This is a genomic window from Microbulbifer variabilis (assembly GCF_052468405.1).
On the sequence record NZ_CP174343.1, the window covers coordinates 1,586,477 to 1,611,636 of the forward strand.

28 protein-coding genes and 1 pseudogene are annotated in these 25,160 nt (G+C 44.6%); 25 read left to right on the plus strand and 4 right to left on the minus strand.

The features are described 5' to 3' along the window. The first annotated feature begins 19 nt into the window (after positions 1–19). The 9 genes and pseudogenes from cobT to ACJJJB_RS07465 all read left to right on the plus strand — a co-directional run. Positions 20–1,063, plus strand: a complete 1,044-nt coding sequence (cobT, locus tag ACJJJB_RS07425; RefSeq protein ID WP_445365970.1) for a nicotinate-nucleotide--dimethylbenzimidazole phosphoribosyltransferase — start codon at positions 20–22, stop codon at positions 1,061–1,063. Next, the gene (locus ACJJJB_RS07430; protein ID WP_371841300.1) at positions 1,053–1,658 is read left to right on the plus strand and encodes a histidine phosphatase family protein; all 606 of its coding nucleotides are present in this window, start codon (positions 1,053–1,055) and stop codon (positions 1,656–1,658) included. The genes cobT and ACJJJB_RS07430 overlap by 11 nt, the downstream gene beginning before the upstream one ends. After that, positions 1,642–2,454 (plus strand): adenosylcobinamide-GDP ribazoletransferase, encoded by an 813-nt coding sequence (gene cobS / locus ACJJJB_RS07435; protein ID WP_445365971.1) that lies wholly within the window; start codon positions 1,642–1,644, stop codon positions 2,452–2,454. Before ACJJJB_RS07430 ends, cobS begins: the two co-directional genes overlap by 17 nt. A 45-nt stretch (positions 2,455–2,499) precedes the next feature. Beyond that, entirely contained in the window at positions 2,500–3,411 is a 912-nt protein-coding gene (locus ACJJJB_RS07440; protein WP_282950689.1) for a cobalamin-binding protein, read from the plus strand. A 91-nt stretch (positions 3,412–3,502) separates the two neighbouring features. Continuing rightward, a complete protein-coding gene (locus ACJJJB_RS07445; RefSeq protein ID WP_282950688.1) occupies positions 3,503–4,042 on the plus strand; it encodes a hypothetical protein in 540 nt (179 codons plus the stop codon). Positions 4,043–4,171: 129 nt separating this feature from the next. Then, positions 4,172–4,621, plus strand: coding sequence for a transposase (locus tag ACJJJB_RS07450; protein WP_445365972.1), 450 nt, complete (start codon positions 4,172–4,174; stop codon positions 4,619–4,621). Continuing rightward, on the plus strand, positions 4,552–4,950 hold the full coding sequence (locus tag ACJJJB_RS07455) for a transposase (RefSeq protein ID WP_444901650.1): 399 nt from the start codon (positions 4,552–4,554) through the stop codon (positions 4,948–4,950). Before ACJJJB_RS07450 ends, ACJJJB_RS07455 begins: the two co-directional genes overlap by 70 nt. A gap of 449 nt (positions 4,951–5,399) precedes the next feature. Next, the gene (locus tag ACJJJB_RS07460; protein ID WP_282950686.1) at positions 5,400–6,311 is read left to right on the plus strand and encodes an isocitrate lyase/PEP mutase family protein; all 912 of its coding nucleotides are present in this window, start codon (positions 5,400–5,402) and stop codon (positions 6,309–6,311) included. A gap of 122 nt (positions 6,312–6,433) precedes the next feature. Further along, a pseudogene (locus ACJJJB_RS07465) lies at positions 6,434–6,529 on the plus strand (helix-turn-helix domain-containing protein); the annotation flags it as partial. A 6-nt stretch (positions 6,530–6,535) separates the two neighbouring features. On the opposite strand, the gene ACJJJB_RS07470 reads toward ACJJJB_RS07465, so the two are convergent. Next, on the minus strand, positions 6,536–6,970 hold the full coding sequence (locus tag ACJJJB_RS07470; RefSeq protein WP_444946923.1) for an IS5 family transposase: 435 nt from the start codon (positions 6,968–6,970) through the stop codon (positions 6,536–6,538). Positions 6,971–7,022: 52 nt separating this feature from the next. Continuing rightward, on the minus strand, positions 7,023–7,178 hold the full coding sequence (locus ACJJJB_RS07475; protein WP_353056824.1) for a transposase: 156 nt from the start codon (positions 7,176–7,178) through the stop codon (positions 7,023–7,025). Positions 7,179–7,477: 299 nt separating this feature from the next. On the opposite strand from ACJJJB_RS07475, the gene ACJJJB_RS07480 reads away from it, so the two are divergent. The 7 genes from ACJJJB_RS07480 to ACJJJB_RS07510 all read left to right on the plus strand — a co-directional run bounded on the left by ACJJJB_RS07480 (position 7,478) and on the right by ACJJJB_RS07510 (position 13,416). After that, positions 7,478–7,699: a hypothetical protein gene (locus tag ACJJJB_RS07480; RefSeq protein WP_444901648.1), complete on the plus strand. Its 222-nt coding sequence runs from the start codon at positions 7,478–7,480 to the stop codon at positions 7,697–7,699. Positions 7,700–7,706: 7 nt separating this feature from the next. After that, entirely contained in the window at positions 7,707–8,222 is a 516-nt protein-coding gene (locus ACJJJB_RS07485) for an isochorismatase family protein (RefSeq protein ID WP_444946897.1), read from the plus strand. Between the two features lie 493 nt (positions 8,223–8,715). Beyond that, positions 8,716–9,240 carry a hypothetical protein gene (locus tag ACJJJB_RS07490; protein ID WP_445365973.1) on the plus strand — a complete coding sequence of 175 codons (525 nt, stop codon included), beginning with the start codon at positions 8,716–8,718 and terminating at the stop codon, positions 9,238–9,240. 471 nt (positions 9,241–9,711) lie between these two features. Next, entirely contained in the window at positions 9,712–10,953 is a 1,242-nt protein-coding gene (locus tag ACJJJB_RS07495; protein ID WP_445365974.1) for a S8/S53 family peptidase, read from the plus strand. A 271-nt stretch (positions 10,954–11,224) separates the two neighbouring features. Beyond that, positions 11,225–11,860, plus strand: coding sequence for an HAD-IA family hydrolase (locus ACJJJB_RS07500; RefSeq protein ID WP_282950681.1), 636 nt, complete (start codon positions 11,225–11,227; stop codon positions 11,858–11,860). Then, positions 11,860–12,420, plus strand: coding sequence for an HD domain-containing protein (locus tag ACJJJB_RS07505; protein ID WP_445365975.1), 561 nt, complete (start codon positions 11,860–11,862; stop codon positions 12,418–12,420). Before ACJJJB_RS07500 ends, ACJJJB_RS07505 begins: the two co-directional genes overlap by 1 nt. A 201-nt stretch (positions 12,421–12,621) precedes the next feature. Continuing rightward, positions 12,622–13,416 (plus strand): penicillin-binding transpeptidase domain-containing protein, encoded by a 795-nt coding sequence (locus ACJJJB_RS07510; RefSeq protein WP_020415312.1) that lies wholly within the window; start codon positions 12,622–12,624, stop codon positions 13,414–13,416. 157 nt (positions 13,417–13,573) lie between these two features. Here ACJJJB_RS07510 and ACJJJB_RS07515 read toward each other — a convergent pair whose 3' ends face one another. Further along, positions 13,574–14,458 carry a ketopantoate reductase family protein gene (locus ACJJJB_RS07515; protein ID WP_444901642.1) on the minus strand — a complete coding sequence of 295 codons (885 nt, stop codon included), beginning with the start codon at positions 14,456–14,458 and terminating at the stop codon, positions 13,574–13,576. Positions 14,459–14,888: 430 nt separating this feature from the next. Between ACJJJB_RS07515 and ACJJJB_RS07520 the strand changes: the two genes are divergently transcribed. The 9 genes from ACJJJB_RS07520 to ACJJJB_RS07560 all read left to right on the plus strand — a co-directional run bounded on the left by ACJJJB_RS07520 (position 14,889) and on the right by ACJJJB_RS07560 (position 24,140). Further along, positions 14,889–15,236, plus strand: coding sequence for a hypothetical protein (locus ACJJJB_RS07520; protein WP_282950678.1), 348 nt, complete (start codon positions 14,889–14,891; stop codon positions 15,234–15,236). Between the two features lie 99 nt (positions 15,237–15,335). Next, positions 15,336–15,722 carry a BlaI/MecI/CopY family transcriptional regulator gene (locus tag ACJJJB_RS07525; protein WP_020415315.1) on the plus strand — a complete coding sequence of 129 codons (387 nt, stop codon included), beginning with the start codon at positions 15,336–15,338 and terminating at the stop codon, positions 15,720–15,722. After that, positions 15,719–16,672: a M56 family metallopeptidase gene (locus ACJJJB_RS07530; RefSeq protein WP_020415316.1), complete on the plus strand. Its 954-nt coding sequence runs from the start codon at positions 15,719–15,721 to the stop codon at positions 16,670–16,672. Before ACJJJB_RS07525 ends, ACJJJB_RS07530 begins: the two co-directional genes overlap by 4 nt. A 79-nt stretch (positions 16,673–16,751) precedes the next feature. Continuing rightward, a complete protein-coding gene (locus tag ACJJJB_RS07535) occupies positions 16,752–17,996 on the plus strand; it encodes a TolC family protein (protein ID WP_353375369.1) in 1,245 nt (414 codons plus the stop codon). Next, the gene (locus ACJJJB_RS07540) at positions 17,993–19,222 is read left to right on the plus strand and encodes an efflux RND transporter periplasmic adaptor subunit (protein WP_445365976.1); all 1,230 of its coding nucleotides are present in this window, start codon (positions 17,993–17,995) and stop codon (positions 19,220–19,222) included. Before ACJJJB_RS07535 ends, ACJJJB_RS07540 begins: the two co-directional genes overlap by 4 nt. 9 nt (positions 19,223–19,231) lie before the next feature. Further along, entirely contained in the window at positions 19,232–22,387 is a 3,156-nt protein-coding gene (locus ACJJJB_RS07545) for an efflux RND transporter permease subunit (protein WP_445365977.1), read from the plus strand. Between the two features lie 62 nt (positions 22,388–22,449). Beyond that, positions 22,450–23,145, plus strand: coding sequence for a HupE/UreJ family protein (locus tag ACJJJB_RS07550; RefSeq protein WP_444886199.1), 696 nt, complete (start codon positions 22,450–22,452; stop codon positions 23,143–23,145). Positions 23,146–23,209: 64 nt separating this feature from the next. After that, positions 23,210–23,758, plus strand: a complete 549-nt coding sequence (locus tag ACJJJB_RS07555) for a hypothetical protein (protein ID WP_445365978.1) — start codon at positions 23,210–23,212, stop codon at positions 23,756–23,758. A gap of 46 nt (positions 23,759–23,804) precedes the next feature. Further along, on the plus strand, positions 23,805–24,140 hold the full coding sequence (locus ACJJJB_RS07560; RefSeq protein ID WP_445365979.1) for a DUF6488 family protein: 336 nt from the start codon (positions 23,805–23,807) through the stop codon (positions 24,138–24,140). A 107-nt stretch (positions 24,141–24,247) separates the two neighbouring features. Here the strand turns inward: ACJJJB_RS07560 and ACJJJB_RS07565 are convergent, their stop codons facing one another. Continuing rightward, positions 24,248–25,132: an SDR family oxidoreductase gene (locus ACJJJB_RS07565; RefSeq protein ID WP_445365980.1), complete on the minus strand. Its 885-nt coding sequence runs from the start codon at positions 25,130–25,132 to the stop codon at positions 24,248–24,250. Between the last annotated feature and the right edge of the window lie 28 nt (positions 25,133–25,160).

Genomic DNA, 25,160 nt, shown 5'->3' on the forward strand with positions numbered 1-25,160 from the left:
GCACGAGAGGCGAAAGGTTATGTCTGATGAACTGAGCTGGCTCTATAATCCGGCACCTGCACCAGATCAATCGGCTCGAAATGCAGCTATTGCCCGGCAGAAACAATTGATAAAGCCAGAGGGCGCACTCGGCCGGTTGGAAACTATTGCTGTAGATTTTGCCGGGTTCCAGGGTAAAGGGCAGCCTCAACTTGAACGCCTATCTGTGCGTGTTTTTGGAGCTGATCACGGTATTGCAGCCCAGGGCACTTCGCAATTTCCCCAGGCCGTTACCTCAGTAATGCTTAATATTTTCTGTGAGGGTGGGGCGGCCATCAATGTATTGAGTCGAGAGCAGAATGCAGACTTTGCTGCTATTAATTTGGGTTGTGTGGTGCCCACTGAGCACCCTGAATTGATCGATGAGGTCATTGCGCCTTCTACAGCGGATTTTTCCCAAGGTAAACCCGCGATGACTTATGGGCAGCTCATAAGTGCGTTTAATGTGGGACGAAGGCACTCTACCGATAGTGATTGTTTTATCGGCGGGGATATGGGGATCGGTAATACCACCTCGGCAGCTGCAATTTTTGCTGCTTTGTTTGATTTGAAAGTTCCAGAAATCACAGGGAGAGGTACAGGTATCGGTGATGATATACTCGCCCGAAAAATTGCACTGATTGAATCTGCTTTGGAGCAGCACAGCGCTGCTCTGGATTCCCCCGTGAGTATTCTGCAAATTCTCGGTGGTTTCGAAATTGCGGCCCTGGCCGGGGCATTTATCGCCTGCGCCCAGCGGGGAACCCCGGTTCTGGTTGACGGGTTTATGGCCACGGCTGCAGCTGCTGTTGCTGGAGCTATCAATCCCTCTGTAAACCCCTGGTTCTTATTTGCGCACCTGTCGGATGAACTTGGGCACAAACTGGCCCTAGAGTGTATGGGGGTTAGTCCTATGCTCAACTTCAATATGCGGTTGGGGGAGGGTACTGGTGCTGTTCTGGCTATAAGTATTATCAGGCAGGCGCTTAACCTGCATAACAAGATGTTCACATTTAGCGAAGCAGGTGTACCGATTGAGGATTGACCTGTTACGACATGGCGCATGTGCTGGCGGTAGTATATTTCGTGGCCAGATTGATGTCTCCTTAACTGAAGAAGGTTGGGAGCAAATGTGGCAAGGACTCAGGGATCTTACCGGCCCATGGGATAGAATTATCACTTCCCCACTGGGTCGTTGCCAGGCATTTGCTGCCCAGCTGGGCCACAAAAGAAAGTTGCCAGTAGATATTGTTCCCGGTATCCGCGAAATTAGTTTCGGTGAATGGGAAGGGCAAGCGATCGACAAAATCTGGACCGAGCACAAAACCTTGTGTAATGCATGGAGCCGCGAGCCAGAAAAGCACTGTCCCCCAGGCGGTGAGCCTTTCACATCTTTCCGGTCCCGGGTGCTACAGACTATTAGCGAGCTGTCTGTGCGCTACTCGGGAGAATCTCTATTATTGGTAACCCATGGTGGCGTGATCAAGTTACTGCTGACCATTGCCAATGGTTGGGGGCCCGGTCAGATGATGTCGTTACAGGTAGGCTATGGATTTGCCGCGTCAATGGAATACGATTGCAATAGCGGGACTTTCGGGATTCCCTATCCGGGGCAGGATGCCTATGTTTATTGTCCGTAAATTTTCAGGTCTTATCCAGGCATTCCTATATGCACTGGTCTTTCTTACCCGGCTGCCAGTCGCGGGATTGTTGTACCGGGTCGATAAAGAAACAGTAGAGCGATCAATTTACTTCTATCCGTTTGTTGGGGTTGTTATTGGGCTTCTATTATCGGCCGCAGCATACCTGCTGGCCCCACTGGGAATTCAGCTACAGGCGGCAATATTGCTGGGGTTTTGGGTCATTTTAACTGGTGCCTTACATCTTGATGGTCTTGCCGATTGTACTGATGCCTACTTTGCCGGTCACAAATGTGCTGATCCTGAAGAAAGGCGCAGTCGAATCCTCACTGTAATGCATGATCCACATTGTGGCTCAGTTGCGGTTGTTGCACTTGTTGTATTTCTACTGATTAAATTCGCAGCGATCGCAACTCTACTTACAGCCGAACTGGATGCGATAGAAAACTGGATATACCTGCCGCTGGTACTGTCGCCGATGTTGGCCAGGACGGCAGCGTTATCTCTAATGAGTATTTCAGACTACGCCCGTGTGGAGGGTTTTGTTCCACCCTCTGGCTCAAAGAGAAGACGGGAGCTATTGTCTGTGGTCATTATCGTTACGGCCATCGCTTTCGCAACAGCTCCTATGGCCATCGTAGTTGGAATGGCTAGTGCTTTACCTGTGCTGATTCTTTGTTGGCGTCATTTATGGGAGAAAACTATTGGTGGTTATACCGGTGATTGTCTGGGTGGCCTGGTCGAAATTATCGAACTTACAGTACTAATTCTGTGGGTAGCTCTTGCCAGTGTTTGAAATTTGAGTGTTACAAAACAATAAATTTAGAGTTAGACGAGTTAAATGATGTCTCGCAGTATTTTCACAATCTTCATTACTACCCTGAGCCTTTTTTGGACAGGCTCTTGTTGGGCCGATAAACCAGTACGTGTACAGGATGCACGGGGGCACTGGATCGAATTGGCAGCGCCGGCAGAGCGTATTGTTGCCCTGGCTCCACATATTGTAGAAAATTTCTACAGCGCAGGTGCGGGAGAGAAGCTGGTTGCTGCTGTTAGCTACAGCGATTATCCTGAGCAGGCAAAGAAGCTGCCAAAGATTGGCAATTACAAAGCACTAAGCTATGAATCTTTGCTGGCTTTGAAACCGGATCTGATTGTCGCCTGGGGGTCGGGAAATGGCGATGAAATGATCCAAAAGCTGGATGATCTCGGGTTTACGGTATTCGTCACTGAGTCCCGAACTCTGGAAGATATTGCAAAGAATGTAAGATTTTTTGGCGAACTTGCCGGCACAAGCGAGAATGCGGACCGCACTGCAAGCGAGTGGCTTAAGAGACTAAATGAACTCCAGCATAGCAACAAGAAAAAAACACCGGTAAGTGTATTCTACCAGGTATGGAATGATCCCCTCCAAACACTCAATGGCGAGCATTTGATCAGCGATGTGATCCAAACTTGTGGTGGCCGCAATGCATTTGCTGATGCGATGGTTTTGGCGCCCAAGATCAGTATCGAATCTGTTCTTAACCGGAATCCTGAAGTGATTATTTCCAGCGGCATGGGAAAAAGCCGGCCAGATTGGCTGGATGCCTGGAAAGCCTATCCGACACTCAATGCGGTGAAAAATGATAGTCTCTATTTTGTACCCCCAGATATTATCCAGAGACATACCTTTAGAGTGCTGGATGGGATGGAAATGGTTTGTGATCACCTGGACAATGCGCGAATAAAAGTTGGCGCAGGCTCCATATAGCTAAGAATGATCTGTATTCCTCAGCAAAAATAGTTTCTACTGTCCGCTAGATATGATTTTTATATCAAAGCAGTGACGAGGCTAGGTATTTATGTGGTATCTGGTACTGGAAACAATAACAACGATTATAGTTTTTGCGATGATTATTGGAGGATTGCTAGCTATTCCTTTTGGAGCGGCTAAATTAACTAATCTTGAAAAGGGCAGAAATAACCGGTGGTCAATTTTTTGGCGTCATATCTCTAAAGATATAGCTGCTGGAAAGGTAGCCTTATTAAGCCCTTTTTTAGGATGGTTTGTCTATTATGGATTCTATCAGTTTGTAAAAGTTGGAGATGATTCCTCTGCGATTTTAGCCATTGTCTCGTGTGCTGCAATTGGCTTGTTCCTTGTTTTTCATATGGGTTTGCTTGACCGTAAATTTTTTGATTTTCATTTAGATAACATGAAATTGCTGGCTGTGAGTTTGATGTCACTTATTCTCGTTGCGCTAAATGTTTCATTTTGGTTTACAACATTTATTGGCGCTATAGCTACTATGATTTGTGCAATAAAGTATTCTGTAGAGCAGATCATTCTGGAGGCTGAGCGAGCTAGAGCCAGAGAAGAGGGGAAATCACGTAAAATCTAACTCAGCCCTCCTTTATGAAGGCTGTTAGGCTGTAGAAGCTATTGAGTTATTGAAAAAATAACTAGAGGCTGTTTCATAACTTGAAATCGGCTATTCTCACGCAATTACATAGAAAAAAGTCCAGCAATAGTGAGCCGATTCAAGTCAGAGTTAACCAATGATCAATGGAAATTGATTGAACCTTGTCTTCCTGAGTTAAAACTAGGAAAGGGAGGCCCAAAACCCATTGTTAATCGAGCTTGTTTTGAAGGCATCCTGTGGGTTTTGCGTTCTGGAGCGCGATGGAAAGATCTTCCTTCACACTATCCATCACCGAGTACATGCTGGAGAAGGCTTCAATTTTGGGAAGAGCAAGGAGCTTGGTTACAGGCATGGAGAAGATTTCTGAAGCTGTTGGATCAGCAGTCTTTGCTTAACTGGGAAGAGGTCTTTTCTGATGGCAGCTTTGCACCAGAAAAAAAAGGGGCTTCGAAATCGGGAAAACCAAGCGGGGCAAGGGTTCAAAGTGGATGGTGGTGGTCGATGGCGAAGGTATTCCACTGGGAGGCACCATTACTTCGGCCTCACCAGCAGAAGTGAAGTTATTACACCCATTACTTGATGTTACGTATAAAAATACAAAGATTCATCGCTTAGTTTATGATAAAGCGGCGGACTCGGATCCTCTTAGAGATAGCCTGTTGAGTCGTGGAATCGACCTTATCTGTCCACACAGGAGAAATAGGAAAAAAGTCTCAAGGCAGGATGGCAGAAAGCTCAGAAGGTACGCTCGCCGTTGGAAAGTTGAGAGGACTTTTGCGTGGTTGGGAAATTACCGCCGTTTAGTTATTAGATGGGAGCGATATTTGTCCACTTATCGTGCTTTTTTCTATATTGCATGCATGTTAATTACGTTAAAGAAGTTATGAAGCAGCTTCTAGGTATTGAACCGAGCATGAACTATCCAGGATTTATGAATGATAATGTGTATGTGGAATCATTTTTTTAGGCATTAAAAACTGAGAAATTTAAATGGTTATTTTTGATTCGGTTGAGGACCTGAGAAGTAACTTATTTTGGTATCTTGATAGATACTATAACCTTATAATAAGACATAGTTCACTTGGGTTCAAAAGCCCTGATGAATATGAAAGAATGGCCGCATAAGATGGCGTCTACTTTAAGGGGAGAGGCTTCTTGGTAAAATTTGATATTCAACCCTTCATAAAATTCCTTTGCTATATTCTTTGGTGTGAATTCCTTTGCTATATTCTTTGGTGTGAATTCCTTTGCTATATTCTTTGGTGTGAATTCCTAATGTGCTGCTTAAAATTTTATACGCCAAATATGAAGTAAATTTCATTTGGGTAGGATATTTATGAAGAAGATGACAACTACGTTGAGGGCAATGATTAATCAGCCAGGCCTAATTGTTGCGCCAGGGGCCTATGATTGCCTTACTGCGAAAATCATTCAGGAAGAGGGTTTCAAGGCACTTTACATGACAGGAGGTGGAACCGCTGTTACTCATGTTGGTCGCCCTGATCTTGGGTTTATTACATTGACTGAAATGGCTGCGAATGCGCGTGCTATAGCTTCAACTGTAAATATACCAGTGATTGCGGATGCAGATACCGGTTTTGGCAGCGCATTAAATGCCTATAGGACAGTCCAGGAATATGAGCGGTCGGGAGTTGCAGGATTACATATAGAAGACCAGATATTACCGAAGCAATGTGGTCACTTAGCCGGAAAGCGAGTAGTGCCAATCTCAGAGATGGTTCATAAAATATACGGAGCACTGGAAGGTCGCACTGACGATGATTTCGTTATTATTGCCAGGACAGATGCCTTGGCGGTGACAGGTATCGATGACACCCTAAAACGATGTGTTGCTTATGCTGAAGCCGGTGTTGATGCATTATTTGTAGAGGCAATTACAAGCAGGGAAGAAGTCCTTCGTGTACAGAATGAGGTGGATATACCTCTAATGTATAATTTTGGCGAACACGGTAAGTCCCCATTATTTACACATAAAGAACTTGAGGAGTTGTCTTATAAATTGGTTATTTACCCAGGAAGCCTGATGTTTTCTATGTGTAAGCTTGCCCAACGAGTATTGAGGGAACTTAAAGCGAAGGGAACAACAGAGGCTCTTATGAATGATATGTACTCTCCAAAGGAATTTTTTGAAACCATGGACTCCCAGCATTTTCAGGACCTTGATAACAAATGGAAAGCAGCGGCAGATAAAAATTTTGGAGATGAGCAAAAAGGGGCAATAAAATAGCTGTTCTTTAATTAATACAATTTAATCTTTAGGTGAGCTTGGTTTCAGATAACAGGTGCAATTGGTAAGGGAGGGCTAAGCTGGTAGAGTCTGTAACTCTCCCGACCAAGAGAAAGGCACTGATGAGCTACTACCAACTGAGCGAGAACGAACGACACCAGATTTACAGCTTAAGAAAATCCGGACACTCTCAGAAAGCAATAGCAAAATTATTAGAAGCTGTTTCATAACTTCTTTAACGTAATTAACATGCATGCAATATAGAAAAAAGCACGATAAGTGGACAAATATCGCTCCCATCTAACAACTAAATGGCGGTAATTTCCCAACCACGCAAAAGTCCTCTCAACTTTCCAACGGCGAGCGTACCTTCTGAGCTTTCTGCCATCCTGTCTTGAGGCTTTTTTCCTATTTCTCCTATGTGGACAGATAAGGTCGATTCCACGACTCAACAGGCTATCTCTAAGAGGATCTGAGTCCGCCGCTTTATCATAAACTAAGCGATGAATCTTTGTATTTTTATACGTAACATCAAGTAATGGGTGTAATAACTTCACTTCTGCTGGTGAGGCCGAAGTAATGGTGCCTCCCAGTGGAATACCTTCGCCATCGACCACCACCATCCACTTTGAACCCTTGCCCCGCTTGGTTTTCCCGATTTCAAAGCCCCTTTTTTACGGGTGCAAAGCTGCCATCAGAAAAAACCTCCTCCTAGTTAAGCAAAGACTGCTGATCCAACAGCTCCAGAAATCTTCTCCATGCCTGTAACCAAGCTCCTTGCTCTTCCCAAAATTGAAGCCTTCTCCAGCATGTACTCGGTGATGGATAGTGTGAAGGAAGATCTTTCCATCGCGCTCCAGAACGCAAAACCCACAGGATGAAAGGTGGCCTTTTGCTCTCCGGAGGTGTCTACCCGCCAAGCGCCATAAAACTGGCTGTGTAAAAAAACATGTGCTTTTAAGTGGAAAACCCTGAGCAAATCACTTAACACGTCCATAACGGCGAACACCTAAAAACCATATAGTCATACGATCTGACATGAAATATATACTTTTAAGCATTTATCATACAGATTGTGAAGATATTATACGTTCCAGGTTAAGCGCTAGCAATGCCCTGCTTACTTACCCTACATAACTTAAGAGCTTTGGATAGGAAAATACCTGATGAACTTTTTAAATAATCTAGTAGCGCCAGTTGTAACACTAGGACTTATCTCTTTCTCACTGAATTGCTTTGCCGATCAAGCTGAACCTGGTATGAAAATTGATCCTGAGCGGACTGCAATCGTAATAACCGACCCGCAGAATGATTTCTTAAGCCCTACTGGTGTTACCTGGGGTGTGGTGGGAGAAAGTGTAGAAAAAAAATACAGTTCAGAACCTTGAACGGTTAATGAAAGTTGCAGGGAAAAAGAATGTGCCTTTATTTATTTCTCCGCATTATTACTATCCTCATGATCACAAGTGGAAGTTTGAGGGGAGCCTCGAAGTGGTAATGCACAAACTTGGTATGTTCAACCGAGAGGACCCTCTAAGTTTAAACGGATTTGAAAACTCTGGAGCTGATTGGTTGGAGCAATATAAGCCATATATAAATAATGGTAAGACTGTTGTGACCGGCCCACATAAAATTTATGGCCCTGAAACAAATGATTTAGTACTTCAATTGAGAAAGCAGGGTATTGATAAAGTAATTCTTGCAGGGATGTCTGCAAATCTATGCACAGAATCTCATATGCGCGAACTGTTAGAACAAGGGTTTGAAGTGGCTGTTGTAAATGATGCAACAGCTGGTGCAAATTTGCCTGAGGGTGATTGCTACGAAGCGGCAATGATTAACTTCAAGTATATGGCTAATGATATATTAACCACAAAGGAAGCTGTTAAATTGATTAGAAAGGAATTCTAAGTAAGCGTAGGCATAATCAAGTCCATTGTTAATCTTGATTTTCAGTGAGTGATTATGCCTACAAAGGACATATATCAACATTTGATGGGTAGGCATTTTGACGAGCTGGGTTTAGGTCTGAAGTATAAAAAATCTCCTAGTTCATGAGTAGTACAGTCGATATGGACCAATTCTGCTTAAACTTCCCGAAGATTTGCCCTCTTATAAAGCATTAAGTGTCAGAGCTATTGACACATCGGGGAATACCATAAATATTGAGATCGCTTTCAGACAAAGGCGTATATACCCATGGTCTCTTCATGAGGTGATCAAATATTGTTCGTCCTGATTGCCTGTCATGATTATCTGTTCCGCTATGTATGATGTGCTTTGTATAGCGCTCCTTAAAGTATCTCCGTAATCAGAAGGAGATGGATTTTTTATGATGCATAAATAAATTGATAATTATATTTTAAATTGATTTCTGGGTTTTAATAAAAGTTAGAGAGAAATTATGTTTACAATAGACGAAAATGACTTCAATCGAACGTATGATGAAAAGCGCGACACTCTAGTTTTAAAAGATGACTTACCTGTTGCGGTTAGAGATGAGCAAGTCTTAAGGAGTCTTGGAACCGTTATATCAATCCCAGGAGTTACTTCAGGTAATGCTCTCCGCCTAAAAAATATTACAAACTCGACACTGAGGGATTATATTCCAGAGGAAGAGCATATTTGGGTCAACCCTAATTATACAAGTTATGGAACTGCGTGGGAGAAAGCTGGTTTCGAAAAGCCTGATAGAGGTCTGGGTGACTTGGATCACCTTCATTCCAAAGAATGGGCAAAAAAAGGGGGATATGGGTATGTTGTCCTGATTCCCGTCAGATCGGGCGTAAATAGAAGCGCGGGTACCCTCGAAAAGAGCCAGGTAAGTTTAACCTCAAGAAATCATAGCCTCAAAGAACCTATTTTCTACGGCAATTATATTCACTGGGGCAAAATATGGAAACTTAAAATCGATCTTAGACGTGATTGAATGCAGATTTTATAGTGTTAAATCTGATTTCAGGCTTGATTTCACAGTGACATTTTTTAGAGGGTGCTTGTCAGATGAATTCTAATCTAGTAAAGATAAACTAGGCATCATTGACCGTACTCTGGTTTCTCACTTATTGTTATCAAATAGATCTGAATCGTTCAATATCTCCTCCTGATTTTTCAATTTAAAGTCTATTCAATTGAATGTGACTTTACTCAAAATTTGTTAGCCTATCATTGCCTTTCCGTATCTTCCATGTTCCTATTTATTCACTGCTAAGAGATCCTGCCGGGGAGAAATTGCGGTGTTGTCACCCTTGGCTTGTAGTAGTCCAAACTAAAATATCCAAATAAATTCCAGTATAAAAGGAAAATAGTTTTGAATAAGGTTATATTGACGGTTCTACTGATTGTATTCAGTTTTAAAGTGCTCGCATCTGACCCGAACGTAGAGCAAGCACGAGAGTCTTTGGATACCATCAAGGAGCTTACTCCCTGGTCTTGGGAAGAGCCCATTACCCCGATATTTGATAGCTACTTAGCAGCTGATTTCGATCAATACCAGGGAAGGTATAAATCTTTATACATGGTAGAAGATCTACTGATGCATAAGTGGGGCCAGTCTATTACTGAATTTATTGTACTGGCTGAACTATTGTACACTTTCCAGCCGGAAGATTATCAGCAAGAGAATCTGCCGGCATTTGAAGCAGCTATTCATGAATTGGATGAGTTCAGGTTAGCAATTAATGAATTTTTATTGCCCTATGTGCCGAGCTACAGTCTTAAACAGCAAAGTTTAGTTAGGCATTTTGATGGAGAAGGGATCGTTATAGCGGTATTCGATTTATTTGACCCTATACGATTGAAGGAGCAGCGTGAAATGTACCCAAATATTGAGGCTGAAGTTCAATTTGGTGACCCTATTACTTTTCTGCACGGAAATACTGTGATTGATATCATCCTGGATATCGCGCCTAAGGCCACTATTGTCCCAGTGAGTACAGAGAGTAAAACTTACAACGAAGCTATGGAATACATGCGTGCTCGTGAGGATATTAGTGTTATCAACATGAGCAGGGCATTTCACATTACCGACGATCAGTTAGATCAGGAGTTTGCCGATCATTTATCCAGTATCCTGCAGACAAAAATCTTTACAAAGTCCATTGGTAATACAGGAACAGACTTGGATGGAGTAAATACAGATGTTCGTGAGCGCTTAGGTCTGCCGCCGCTTGGTAGCTTTTTCACTTACGACCTGGAGTTAATAAAATCATTTCTTGTGCGAAATGAGGGTCAGCCTGGTGATAAGAACTTAATGTTCGCGATTAATTTGCAGCCTTTTTCAAATGAGGTTTCACTGACAGCCACCGTGCCTGGGTACAATCAGTTGGCTAGTGATCGAAGCTTTGCAATCGCGGGTGATGCGGTCTACTCAGCTTCAAGCAACAATTTTGAGTCCGGTAGTTCCTTTTCCGCGCCACAACTGGCAGCAGTGAGCGTTCTTTTACTGGATGCTGCAGAACGCTATGGTTTCTCTGGGAGTGAGGCAACTCAAAGGGTAGTACAAGCACTTCAATCGACAGCAAGACACTCACATCTGGGGGCTAACAATACAGGTCTCGGTTTTGTTGATGCTCAAAGAGCGTGGCATAAGGTGAAAGGTAAGGGCAGATATAAGCCCCATCCACGTACTGCTGAAAAGTAGTCAGTAATTGATATTTAGAAGATTTCTAATCTGGCAGGGACTTCTCTGTCAGGTTAGATACTATTGGGTTCCTGCCTAGATCAAGTAATAAAGAGATAAGCTCAAAAGTGGCTCTCATCCCCAGTAATAATCGAAGATATCATTGCAAATTAATTAGTATACTATACCTTTAACCTCCCATCGAATATTCAAGTAAACGGCCTTGTCAATATTGATTGCCAAATATCCTGGCTGAATGACTTCTGGTGAATTTATATAAATGGAGAGTGTAATGGATAAGTGCTTTCTTTTTGATAATGACGGTACCTTAGTTGACAGTGAGTATCTCTGTAATATCGGTTTGGCCAAAATGTTCCATCGATACGCCATAAAGCTTGATCCGGAGGAGTTGGTTATACGCTTTAGAGGATGGAAATTGGCCAGTATTCTCGTGATTTTAGAGCGAGAGAATGAGGTGACTCTACCGGATAATTTTGTTGATGAATATCGCTCGGTAGTATCAGACCTGTTCGATAGAGAGCTAAAGCCAGTGAATGGTGTGATCAACGCTCTTGAGGCACTGAATGGGCCTAAAGCTGTGGTTTCCAGTGGGCCATTGTCTAAAATCAAGCATGCGCTAAAGCTATGTGGGTTATCTCATTATTTTGGCGATAACCTATACAGCTCATATGATGTGGGGATCTGGAAGCCTGATCCTGGTATCTATTTGCATGCTGCCAAAGAGATGGGTTATACGGCTGAACAGTGTGTCGTAGTAGATGATGGGCCCGTAGGTGTCGAAGCGGGTTCCAAAGCCGGTATGAGTACTTTCTTTTACAATCGATATAATGAAAAATGTGATATTGATGGTGTTATAAGTTTTACAACCATGAATTCACTACCAGCATTAATAAACGCAGGGATTTAATGAAGTTAAATTGGTCGCAAGACGTATATCTCAAAGCCTGGAATTTTGCAACCTTAGTACATAGTGGGCAAAGGTACGCTAGTTCGGTAGCTGGTCAAGATTTCCCGTACATTAATCATATCGGAAGTGTGGCTATGGAGTTGATCTTTGGATTAGCTTCAGATGTTAACCTTAACGGTAACCTCGCCATTCAGTGTGCTTTATTCCATGATACTTTGGAAGATACTGAGGTTGATTTTGGACTCATAAAGTTCACATTTGGTGGGGATGTAGCTGAGGGTGTTCAGGCACTCACTAAAGACGATACATTAGTTACAAAGCAGGAACAGATGCTTGATTCGCTTAAGCGTATTAAGCTTCAGCCTAAAGAAATTTGGATGGTAAAACTTGCGGACCGAATAACTAATTTATCTGAACCACCGGCACACTGGGATTCAGTGAGGAAATCTGCATTCCTACAAGAGGCAATGGTTATCTATCAACATTTACATGAAGCAAATGAGTTGCTGGGTGCCAGGCTCCAAAAGCGTATTGAAAGCTATCGAAAGTATATCGGTTAGCAAATTCTTATACCATATACCGATTTCGTACACATAGTTCCAAGACGAAGATAACTTCAGCTTCAATGAAGATTTGATTTTATTTGAGATGCCAGTCCATTGGATAACTGCTATGTTAGTGGTTTACTGGGCATTGACTGGCGGTGTTTTAGCTTGCTGACAGATTTTTAGTGCCTCAATCAAAAAAAGGTTTAGAAAATAATGAATGTCATTAAACGTTGCTTGAGAGTAGGCACTTTTTTTGCATTTTTGATTACCAGTCATGCTTGGGCTTCCGAGGATTTGATATGTGATGAGTCCTGTACATTTGTTCTTAAGAGTGAACGTGAATCCAAGTTTACAGTTATCAATCAAAGCAGGGCAGATACAAGGCTTTCACCTTTTTCCACCTTTAAAATACCCAATACCTTAATAGCCCTGGATTTGGGTGTTGTAAGTAGCTTGAATCAAGAGCTCACTTACGACCATGAGAAGTACCCAGCACAGAGGTGGTGGCCTACGGTTTGGTATGAAAAGCCACTCCCAATACGGGCTGCGTTCCAAAATTCTGCAGTTCCTATATACCAGCAAATCGCCTTTCAGGTTGGTGTGGAAAGAATGAATCAGTATTTGACAAGATTTAACTACGGAAATATGGATATTTCCTCTGGAGTGGATCGTTTCTGGTTAGATGGTAGTTTAAAGATTTCTGCTCGAGAACAGGTTAACTTCCTACATAAGTTATTTAGTGGGCAACTGCCGGTATCCTCAGATACATTGGTTTCTTTTAAAAAAATCATGCTGGTTGAGGAAACTGACAAATATAAATTCTATGCAAAAACGGGTGGAGGGCAAACCTCAAAAGGATACGCATTAGGCTGGTATATTGGTATTGTGGAATCCAAGGATAATGTGCATTACTTTGCGCTTAATATGGACGGGGATACGTTTGGTGAGGTTCAAAAGAATAGAGTTAAAATGGCTAAGCAGCAGTTAATAAAGCTTGGGATCCTTTAAATAACCCCTAATACTTCATATGCATACAATGAGTCAATATGCTAACGGACTCATTGTATTTCCTTTGTGAAGAGTTTGTGCTACAGGTTATGGAATTAGGTAGGCCAACCATTAAAAATAATTATATGTTAGTGATAAAATATATTAGAATATAATTTTAATATAGGTTTGGATATCTTGACTTGAACTCCTTTATCGCTTCGGAATTGTAAGGGGTGGGGATATTCATCTTCCTTCCGAGTTCAACGATATGGCCATTTAAGGAGGCAATTTCAGTTTTTTTATTCTCTTTGATATCCTGGTAAGTGGATGGGTAATGATTCATATCCTTTACTCTATGATAAATGTTGTCCCAAAGAGTCTCTTTACTTTGATCAAATTCAATCTTTCTTGATAAAATATCATATGACTCAAAGTATGTATTTCTTATCCTTTTAGTTATTTTTTCGTCTTCGAATAAACCTTTATAGTTCTTTAAATAAATCGCAGAGAATATATTGGTTGAGCAGTTAAAGATGGCTTTTATAGCTCTCTGCTGAGAGATCTGTTTGGTTGTAGCTATCTCAATTTCTGCATCCTTAAATACGGAATATATTTTACATGTGTGCTCACTTTTTTCTATAAGAAAGCCTTTACCTCTAATGTAAGTGAGCTGATTGCCACGCAAATTAAATCCGTCATTAACAACAGCGATGAAAGTATTCTTTTCACTTGAGCCTATAAATTCGGATATGTCAAAAATACAATTTTGCAGCAAAATATTGATTTTTGACTTGATCTTGCTTTTGGCTAAAAGGTCCAGATTTTCTTTTACATCAAAAAGCTTGGAAGTTAACAGTACAATGTCATAAGAGGTGCCGTTTTTTAATGCTTTAGAAACTGGAGGGAAATTATACTTTTTGTTATTGATGTAAAGTTGTCTTCCAACTTTTTCAGCTTTTCGGCCTATGACGTCTACATGGTACTGCGCATTGTAAAGTTTTGTAGCTATATATGAGCCAACTGAACCTGCTCCAAGAACTAATATTTTCTCGTCTTTCATGGTAACTTTTCACACTTTATGATTGATAGCACAAATTAGCGCGGGCACTTTCTGTAGATGGGTACTTAAAGTGGAACAATCAATAAGTGTAGCGCAATTAAAAGACTTTCTTCCCTTAGGCACGATATTCATTATATCTTTCTATATATGACCTGTTAACTATTCTGTACAGCGGTAATGGTTAAGTAAAGGTCAACAAGACTTGAGCTCATTTAAGTCATCAATTGTCAAAAATTTGATGTGTTTTATTTGGTATATTTCTAGGTTAAAATCGATGGTGTAAATCCTTAGTTGCGTGCCGCTAAACCCCTTGAGCTATCATCTGAGTAACTTAACTATGATTGGATTTTTTTTATTTCCACTTCCAGGTAAATTGAGTCAGTAATTAATGTATAAGCCAAGCCAGCTGGATAAAATAATGAGAGGCATAATGCTTGGTTTTATCCCTCCTACATTTGCTTTATTCGCATATATTGCATTTTTTGCCAGAGGAGCAAGAACTGCAGTGGGAGTAAGCGATGTTGGTGATTTGTTATTTCTATCTTATGGAGAAATATTAATTGCATCATATATTTTTCTTTATATTGTTTCAGCAGTACTAGGTTATTTTATTGGATGGGATGGCTTTAGGTTGGTGGCGAAAAAAACAGGTGGGATTGTTGAAAAGATAAAGTTCCCTAGGAAAGTATCGGATCGGGTATTTGGTCCCAAAGTAGATATGGATGCCAAGATAATCAGTCCGAGAGAGCGAGTGGAGATGATGCATGATAAATCGTAGTTGATATAGGTTTATACCATCAGAAAAACCTATTGACGATCGGTTTTTGACGTTCTACCATCACTTAAAGAATGATTTTCACTGTTGGAATAATGGTCTATGCGACTTGGCGATCTTGAGAAACAGGTGCTCCAATATCTCTGGGATAGAAAATCTGCGGATGCCAAACAGGTCCACTCGGACTTGAGCCGGGCCCGTGGAGGATCTCTCAATACCATCCAAAGCACGCTGGACCGCCTCTACAAGAAAGGTTTGCTGTCCCGGGAGAAGCAGGGGCATGCATTCCAATACAGCCCGGCAGTGGAGCGCTATGAGTTTGTCGGGCAGCTGATTCAAGACGTTACTCGTGAGTTTGTTGATGATGAGAACGGGCTGGTAGCCGCATTTACCTCTATCTCATCGGAACTGAGCGAAAGTCAATTAGAGCAACTGGAGCAGTTGATCGAAAGCCAGAAGGTAAAACGCCAGCAGGGTGATCGCGAATGATTTTGGGGCAGGTTGCACTCTGGCTAAACCTGCTGACTATTGCGGCGCTTGGCCTGTTTGTCGGCATTATACTGGTGTCAGCTGCCTGCCTTTCTGCTTCCCGGCATTCACTTCGCTTGTCTGCCAGTAGTCGGCGTTTACTGCTATGGAGCGCGGTATTGCTGCCGTGGTTCGCGGCTTTCTCTGCCGCTGTTATCCTGGCATTCCCAAACCTTTTAGGGGGCGTTGCATCTCTGGCGCACTGGCACCATATCAACGCTTTTAATCTCTACAGTTGGCATGGTGTTTTTACCATTGCGTTTCTTTTCCTTACCGGGTTTTTGGTGTTTCAAAGTTTTAAACGAGTTCATCGTCATTTGGCGCAGCTCCGATTGTTAATGCAACTTTGCGAAAGGGATAAGTCTGATCAGAGTATTATCCAGGCCCAGGGTCCCCAAGCTTTCACCAGTGGTCTGCTCCGTCCACAAGGGTTTTATACCAGCGGTCTGCGAGACCAGTTAACAGCGGAAGAGTTTGAGGTGGTGCGCCTACATGAGGAAGCCCATGCGCAAAAATTTGATCCTCTGAAGAAATTAATATTCGCTTTGTTTGCCAGCTTTTTCCCTACGCGTTTGGGGAATTATCTGAATCGGCAGATGGCGCTGTGTATGGAGCAGCGTGCAGACGCTTATGCCCATAGGCAGGGGTGGAGTGAGACCTTTATCGCCCAAACCCTGCTTAAGGTAACCCGTATCTCCAATGGGTTGCAGCCCAAAGAGAGAAGTTCAGCATTGGTCTGTTATTTCGCTCTTGACCAGTTGGATGCCCGTATACGTTACTTGCTGTCTGATAATAAGGGGCGCAACTTATCCCCTTTATTGTTAGCTGGATTGTTTGTAGTTCTCACTGGCACTTGCCTTGTGTCGGTGGATGCGCTCCACCACACCGTCGAAACCCTGTTCTCCCACTAAGGAAGCCGAAGTGTTTAATTGTTTGCGTTTAGTCATAACTAAAAAACCGACTATAGATCGGTTTTTTATGGCCGGGGCTGTGTTCATTTCAGTCGCATTGAGTGGGGCCCTTAGGGCAGAGCAGGGCGAGGAGTTATCGGGCCTCACTTATGAGCAGGCAATTCTTAAAAGCTTGCAAAATCACCCTGAACTGGCGGGTTACCGATATCAGTTTGAAGCTGTGGATGCTCTATCCGAGCACGCCAAGCTAGGACCACGACCGGAGCTTAGTGTTGCCGCTGAGGGGGTGGGAGAGGATAAGAGCAGCGATGGCAACGACAGTTCCCAGGTAACAGTCGGCATCAGTTGGCTATTACAGGGTGATCTCGCAGAAAAACGTGTATTGGCTGCACGCAGCAAGACTCCTGTGATTGAGGCCCAAAAGCAGGTTCTTGAATTGGAAATTGCCGCTAATACCGCGCGTTACTTTTTCCAGGTCCTGGCGCACCAGGAACGCCTGAAAATTGCTAAAACAGCTGTCGACCTGGCTCGCAATATGACCGCTGAAATTAATCGTCAGGTTAGTGTTGGCAGAACGAATGAAGCCGATGCTTTTCGGGCTGAAGTCGATTTGCAGCGTCGACTCTTAGCTGTGGAAGATGTCGAACACGAATTGGATATTGCCAGATATCAATTAGCTGCCCAGTGGGGCTCCAGAGAGCCCAGCTTTCTTGGGGTGGCGGGCTCTCTTTCCAGTGTCATTCCAGAAGTTGATTTATCTAGATTGCGAAGCTTGGTTGCGAGCAACCCAAATTTGGAAATATTCATGAGCCGCGAGCGCGTGAAGCAGGCGGAAATTGATTTGGCACGTGCAGAAGCGGGCATTCAGTGGCGGATTGATACAGGAATTCGTCGCAACGAAGCGAGCGGAGATTATGGATTGGTGGCCGGCTTCGCAATCCCACTAGGAAAGGGCGATCGCAATCGCGGCAAGGTATCTGCTTTGAGGGCGGAACAGAATCGTTTCCGAGCAGAAAGAAATGCGAAAGAGATTGCATTGGATACACAACTCTTTGTGATGACCCAAAGGCTACAGCATCACCGGCACGTGGCTGCCGCCTTGAATGAAAAGATGATTCCCAGTCTGGATAAGGCGCTCACCGCTACGCAAAAAGCCTATCGACGTGGCCGCTATAACTACTCGGAATTGGCACTAGCCCAACAGGGACTTACCGATGCGCAGCTTTCACTGCTCCAGGCACAGTACAACGCACACCTTAGCCTGATTGAAATTGAAAAACTCACCGGCCTGTCAGTGGCACAGATAAGCGAGAGCGAGATATGAGATCCGCAGTTTTTTCCAGCCTGATATTCAGTGCTTTACTTTCCTTGTTACTTAGTGGCAGCGGCAGTGTCTATGCGGCCGGAGCTGTCGCAGGGGCGGAACCGGAAAAAGGGCCCAATCGTGGGCGCATGTTGCGAGAAGGTGATTTTGCCGTTGAGCTAAGTATTTATGAAACTGGTGTTCCCCCGGAGTTTCGGGTTTGGGTGAGTAATGAAGGAGAGCTGGTTAATCCTCAGCAGGTTGATCTTAAAGTGGTTCTTACAAGGCTTGGAGATGGAGAGGATCACATCGAGTTCAGGCCCGAGGGGGATTATCTGCGTGGTGATATGGTGATCTATGAGCCCCACTCATTTGTTGTGACTCTAACAGCCAAGTACCAGGGGCAAGAACACCGTTGGCAATATGATAACTTTGAGGGGCGAACCCGTATTGAATCCGCTATTGCTGAATCCATGGAAATTGATACGGAAACCGTTGGCCCAGCCAGGATGAGTGAAACCAGCCGCGCTTACGGCAGGCTTATGGTAGACCCAGAGCAGGTACGTGAAATTAGTGCACGTTTCGACGGCTATGTAGAAGCTGTGCAGGTGGGATTGGGGGAGCGCGTTAAAAAAGGGCAACCCCTAATTGCCATTAACAGCAATCAAAACCTAAACACCTACACTATTCAATCACCAATTGCCGGTGTAGTTGTCCAGCGCAATGTAAACCCTGGTGAACAGACCGCAGGTCGAGTTTTATTAACGGTTGCCGATGATACTGCTTTGTTGGCAGAGCTGGATGTTTTTCCCTCGACACGCCCCCAGATTCGCCAGGGCGCGCCCGTTTCCGTCAATATCAAGTCCTTGGATACTCCTCTGCTCGGGGTAGTGAAACAAATTGATACTTTGATGAAACCCAACCAGGCCACCGCCGTTCGAGTGTCACTGCAAGATATTCCCGCAGGCCTCGCACCGGGTTCTTTTGTAAGCGGCGATATCCAAGTTGCTGAATATGAGGTGCCTCTTGCCGTCAAGCGTTCCGGTTTACAGGCGTTCCGCGATTTTACTGTCGTTTATGCCAAGGTGGGCGACCAGTATGAAGTGCGTATGTTGGAGTTAGGGCGTGAAGCCGGTGATTGGGTTGAAGTGCTGGGGGGGATTCGACCGGGAATCGAGTATGTCACCGGTAACAGCTACATCATTAAAGCGGACATTGAAAAGTCCGGTGCATCCCACGATCACTGAGGGTTCGACATGCTTGAGTACTTGATAAGAACCTCAATTCAAAATCGCGGACTGGTTATTGCCCTTGTGCTATTACTGTGCGGTTTGGGCATTTGGAATTTCACCCGGCTGCCCATTGATGCAGTACCGGATATTACCAATATCCAGGTGGTTATTAATACGGAGGCACCGGGGTATACCCCAAAAGAAGTTGAGCAACGGGTTACATACCCTGTGGAAAATGCAATGGCTGGATTGCCGAGCCTTGCTTATACACGTTCCGTTTCGCGGTATGGGTTGTCCCAGGTTACGGTGATTTTTGAAGATGGCACCGATATTTATTTTGCCCGCCAGTTAGTGAATGAACGGCTCACTAGTGTACGTGGTGCACTGCCTGCTGGTTTGGAGCCGGAGCTTGGACCCATCGCCACGGGTCTTGGTGAAATTTTTATGTTCACAGTGGACTCTGAACCTGGAGCCACCAATGCTGATGGCAGTGCCGTAACACCTAAGGACTTGCGTTCGGTGCATGACTGGATTGTGCGCCCGCAGTTACTGCGTGTACCTGGTGTGGTGGAAGTCAATCCGATCGGCGGGTTCAAGAGAGAAATTCTGATTGCTATAGAGCCGGATAAACTGCTGGCATTCGGCCTGACGCAGGAAGACCTGATTCGCTCGATCGAGGAGAATAATCGTAACCGCGGTGTAGGCTTTATTGAACACAGTGGCGCCCAGTGGTTGTTGCGGGTTCCGGGGCAGGCAAGCTCGTTAGAGACACTGAAGGATTTCCTGGTTGCGGAAGTGAATGGCGTTGCTGTTCGCCTTGGCGACTTGGCCAAGATCGAAGAGGGGCGCGAAATGCGCACCGGGGCGGCTACTCAGAACGGCAGGGAAGTGGTGATGAGCACCGTTTTCATGCTGGTTGGCGAAAATAGTCGCACCGTTGCAGGTGCAGTTGGTGAAAAGCTAGAGGATATCAAACAGAGCCTACCGCCTGGTATCACATTGACTGCGGTTTATGATCGTACCGGTCTGGTTGACCAGACATTGCGCACGATCCAAACCAATCTTATGGAAGGTGCGCTGCTGGTTATCGCGGTTCTTTTCCTGCTGCTGGGGAATGTTCGCGCAGCAATTCTCACTGCGCTGGTCATTCCGGTAGCCATGTTAATGACTATCACCGGCATGGTTCAGGCCCGCGTAAGTGCAAACCTGATGAGTCTGGGGGCGCTGGACTTTGGCTTGTTGGTGGATGGGGCCATCATTATTGTCGAGAACTGTCTGCGACGTCTCAGCGAATCCGCCCGCGAGCGTGGCCAGTTAGATCTAAAAGAACGGCTTACCCTGGTATTCCAATCGACGCGGGAAGTGATTCGCCCGGCCATGTTTGGTGTGTTCATTATCACGGCAGTGTATTTACCCATTTTTGCCCTGACCGGAGTGGAGGGCAAGATGTTCCATCCAATGGCTATTACCGTGGTGATTGCGCTACTTTCTGCGATGTTTCTTTCCATCACTTTGGTGCCAGCCGGCATAGCGCTGCTATTCCGCAAACCGGTGATCGAAAAGAAAAACCCTGCACTTGAGAAGTTGAATAGCATTTATCGCCCGGCCTTGGAGTTTGCACTGCGCCAGCGTGGCGTGGTTGTCGCTATTGCTGCGCTACTGGTGTTGGTTTCCGGTTATACGGCAAGCAGAATGGGTAGCGAATTTGTGCCGAATCTGGATGAAGGCGATATTGCCATGCACGCCTTGCGTATTCCCGGCACATCCTTGGAACAAGCGATTGCACTACAAAAATCCCTGGAGGAGCGGATTAAAGAGTTGCCCGAAGTGGAGCGTGTATTCGCCAAAATTGGGACTGCGGAAGTGGCTACCGATGCCGTTCCCCCAAGTGTTGCCGATAACTTTATTATCCTGAAACCCAGGTCTCAGTGGCCAGATCCGGATAAGCCGAAAGAGCAATTGGTAGAAGAGCTGGCAAAGCTGGTAGAGCCAATCCCCGGCAACCGCTATGAATTTCTCCAGCCAATCCAGATGCGCTTTAACGAGCTTTTAGCGGGGGTACGCGCGGAATTGGCGATCAAAGTCTTTGGCGATGATTTCGAGCAATTAGAGCGTTTGGGCGGTGAAATTGAAGCGGCTATAGGCAGTGTAGAAGGCGTTGCTGATATACAGATGGAGCAAACCAGCGGTTTACCGGTTCTCGCCATTGTTCCTGACCAGGCCGCACTAACCCAGTATGGGCTGGCCTTCAATCAGGTACAGGAGCAGCTGGCAACCGCCCTGGGAGGTACGGTTGCTGGCCGCTTTTATGAAGGAGACCGCCGCACCGATATTGTTGTGCGTTTGCCAGAGGTATTGCGCCAGGATTTGGATGGGCTAAAGAAACTGCCCATTCATCGACCCAATGGCAACTATGTGCCCCTGGAGGAAATTGCCAGCTTGGAACTCACTGCCGGTATCAATCAGGTTTTCCGCGAGAACGGTAAACGCAGGGTAGTGGTAACGGCCAATGTGCGGGGTAGGGATCTGGGTAGCTTTGTTGTTGATGTACAGCAGTCCGTTTCCGATAAAGTGGAAATACCACCCGGCTACTGGGTTGAATATGGCGGAACCTATCAAACCCTACAGTCTGCTACTGAACGCTTATCGATTGTAGTGCCGCTGACCCTTGTGTTGATTATGGGGCTTCTCCTGCTGGCGCTTCGCTCCATAAAAGATGCGGCAATTATCTTTACCGGTATACCCCTCGCATTAACCGGCGGTGTGCTCTCTTTAATGTTGCGGGATATCCCTTTCTCCATTTCCGCAGCCGTTGGTTTTATCGCACTTTCCGGGATTGCCATCCTTAACGGCCTGGTGATGGTTTCCTTTATTCGCGACCTGCGAGGCCAAGGTTACAGTATAGAAAAGGCCATTATTGAGGGCGCCCTGATCCGCTTACGTCCGGTCATTAGTACCGCACTGGTTGCCTCACTCGGTTTCGTGCCCATGGCGCTGAATACTGGTATTGGTTCTGAGGTACAGCGCCCACTGGCTACGGTGGTTATTGGCGGTATTGTCTCATCAACAATCCTGACACTTTTAGTGTTGCCGGCACTCTACAGAATTTTACATGGCAGGAATGCCAAGTCTGAGAGCTTACAAGATAACCCTGAAGTGGCTCTGGCTGGAGCCAGTTAACTCGGCCTGTGTACGCTTTGGTTCATAAGAATTTAGAAATTTAATAACGGGAGATAGTAACGTTGCACAATAGTTTAAAAACAGTTTTCGGCTTGATGGCGCTGATAGCAGGTATGGTGATATCTATGCCGCTATTTGCCCATGGAGTGGACGATGCTACCAAGACTTTTCTCGCCGGCAACGAAGGGGTATCTATTATTCCCTTTCTATATATTGGCGCCAAGCATATGGTGACTGGCTATGACCACCTGCTGTTCCTGGTGGGAGTCATTTTCTTTTTATATCGATCAAAAGATGTTCTTATCTATGTAAGCTTCTTTACGCTCGGTCATAGCTTAACTTTGTTATTTGGAGTGCTTAACGACACCCATGTGAATGCCTATTTGATCGATGCCATTATTGGATTATCCATTGTCTATAAAGGCTTCGATAATCTCGGCGGCTTCAAACGGGTTTTTGGCTTCCAGCCTAATACCAAGGCTGCCGTACTGATTTTTGGACTCTTCCACGGTTTTGGTTTGGCAACCAAGTTACAGGAATTCAAGCTGTCCAGCGATGGGTTGGTGGAGAATATCCTGGCCTTTAATGTCGGAGTAGAAATTGGTCAGTTTGTTGCGTTGCTGTTTATTCTCCTCGCCATCAATTATTGGCGTCGCTTTGATAGTTTCCTGCGATTTTCCACTATGACAAATACCTTACTAATGAGTGGTGGACTGATGTTGGTGGGTTACCAGATGACAGGCTACTTCGTAGGTTAGGTAGCCAGAAAGTGACTTTATAAAGTTAATTGAACAGAAAGAATATAGATTTAGAGCTTACAGAATGAATACAACTGAAATGCCAGTGCAGTCTGCACAAACACTGATTAAATCCACACTTGCTGCTGGCGTGCTTGCAGCCATTATGTTGACCACAGTAATCCTGCCAGCTGAATACAATATAGATCCTACTGGAATCGGCAGTGCACTGGGGCTGACTGAAGTAAACAGTCAAGAGCAGGAAATTGCTGTACCAGAAGTAGTGCAGCGTGGCGAGCAGTCCTTTACTTATCGGACTGACACTACAACTATTGAAGTGCCCGCTGGTCGTGGAATTGAATACAAATTTCAATTGGATAAATACGGTCATTTGGAATATGAGTGGGTAACGGAGAGTGGTGAGCTGTACTTTGATTTTCACGGCGAACCCACAGGCGATACTACCGGTTATTTTGAGAGCTTTGCTATTGCTACCGCAAATAAAATGAGTGGCTCTCTCACAACGCCTTTTGATGGTTCCCATGGCTGGTATTGGAAGAATAACGGTCAGGAATCTGTGAAAATCACTCTAAAAACAAAGGGGTTCTACGAGGTTATTGGACTCAAACAGTAACGCTTTTTTATCAACATTCGCTAAAACCGAGAAGAAAGAGAGTATTATGAACAAACTTATTCGAGTCATCTGTGTATCAGTTACCTTAGGCTTCGCAAATCTTGCTTTCGCCCATGGTGACCATGAGAGAGACAATTTTGCCACTGTATCCATGGTAGAAGCCAAGGGCATCGCCAGCCAGGAAGTAGCTCGCCTAATCAAAGAGGGTAAGCTTAACGAGTCCTGGGCTGACAAGCCGCTCAATGCCGCCATGCAGCGTGTTGACAACCAGCGACAGTGGGTTGTCAGCACTCAGGGCAAGGATGGGGGCCTGGATAAAATACTGAAAGTGTTTATATCAACGGAAGGGTACTTTCTTTCTTTTAAAGTGACTGATCGTTAAAAAATCAGTAATGTTCCTGCACTGCTGTCTGTAGGCATCGGCGCAGGAACATGACCTATAACTCTGATATGCCCAGTGCGGCTATGAGGGTAATTATAGCTCTACATTTAGACCTCTTTTTTACTGAACTGGCTAGCTGCGTTTTCAAAGAATGTCTTGAGTAAAGTTGGTTTTCTGTCCAGAAGTTGCTCTACGTGATTGGAAAGCTCAATCGTGTGCCCCCACTCGCGGGTTACAGGCCAAAGCTGTGCCAACGCATCGGCAGCTCTCTCTGAAACCCCCAAACTTAATAATCCTGACCTTGCTGCTTCATCACTAATAGGTTGATAGGTTATCTTCCTCTGCAGGACTTCAGATAATATATTTGATATATCCGTATAAGTTAATTTTTCTGCCCCAGTAAGAATATACTTCTTACCAATATGCTCGCCCGGTTCTACTAGTATTTTGGCTGCTACATCACCGATATCCTGATGGTCAACAGTAACAATAGCTGCCCCCGGTGCAGAGCCAAATGGAGCACTAATTGTGCTTTGTTGAGCAATTTCTTCTGCAGAGGCAAAGAAATTGCTGTTAAAACTGGCGGGCTGAAGAATTGTCCAGTTTAACGTTGATTCGATAAGATGCTCTTCTGCCTCTCCCAACCATCTAGCTATGTCAATTGGTGAATCCTTATCAGCACCTAAGCCGGAGATTTGTACAATATGCTTTACGCCAGCTTGCTCCGCTATACGAATAAAAGCGGCATGCTTATTAGTAAATGAAGGTTCGAATGCTGTAACCAAAAAGGCAGTCTCGATACCTTGCATAGCTTCCAGTAGTGAAGATTCATTCCCATAGTCTCCTATTACATAGCTGATATTGTCAGCTACGATTGGAGCTCTGGAAAGATCCCGAAGCAGGGCCCTGACTGGTATATTGGTGTTAGCAAAGTTTTTCAGAACGGCTTTGCCGTTATTTCCGGTGCCGCCGGTAATTAAGATTTTTTCCATGATTACACCTAAGTGAAATTGATATATT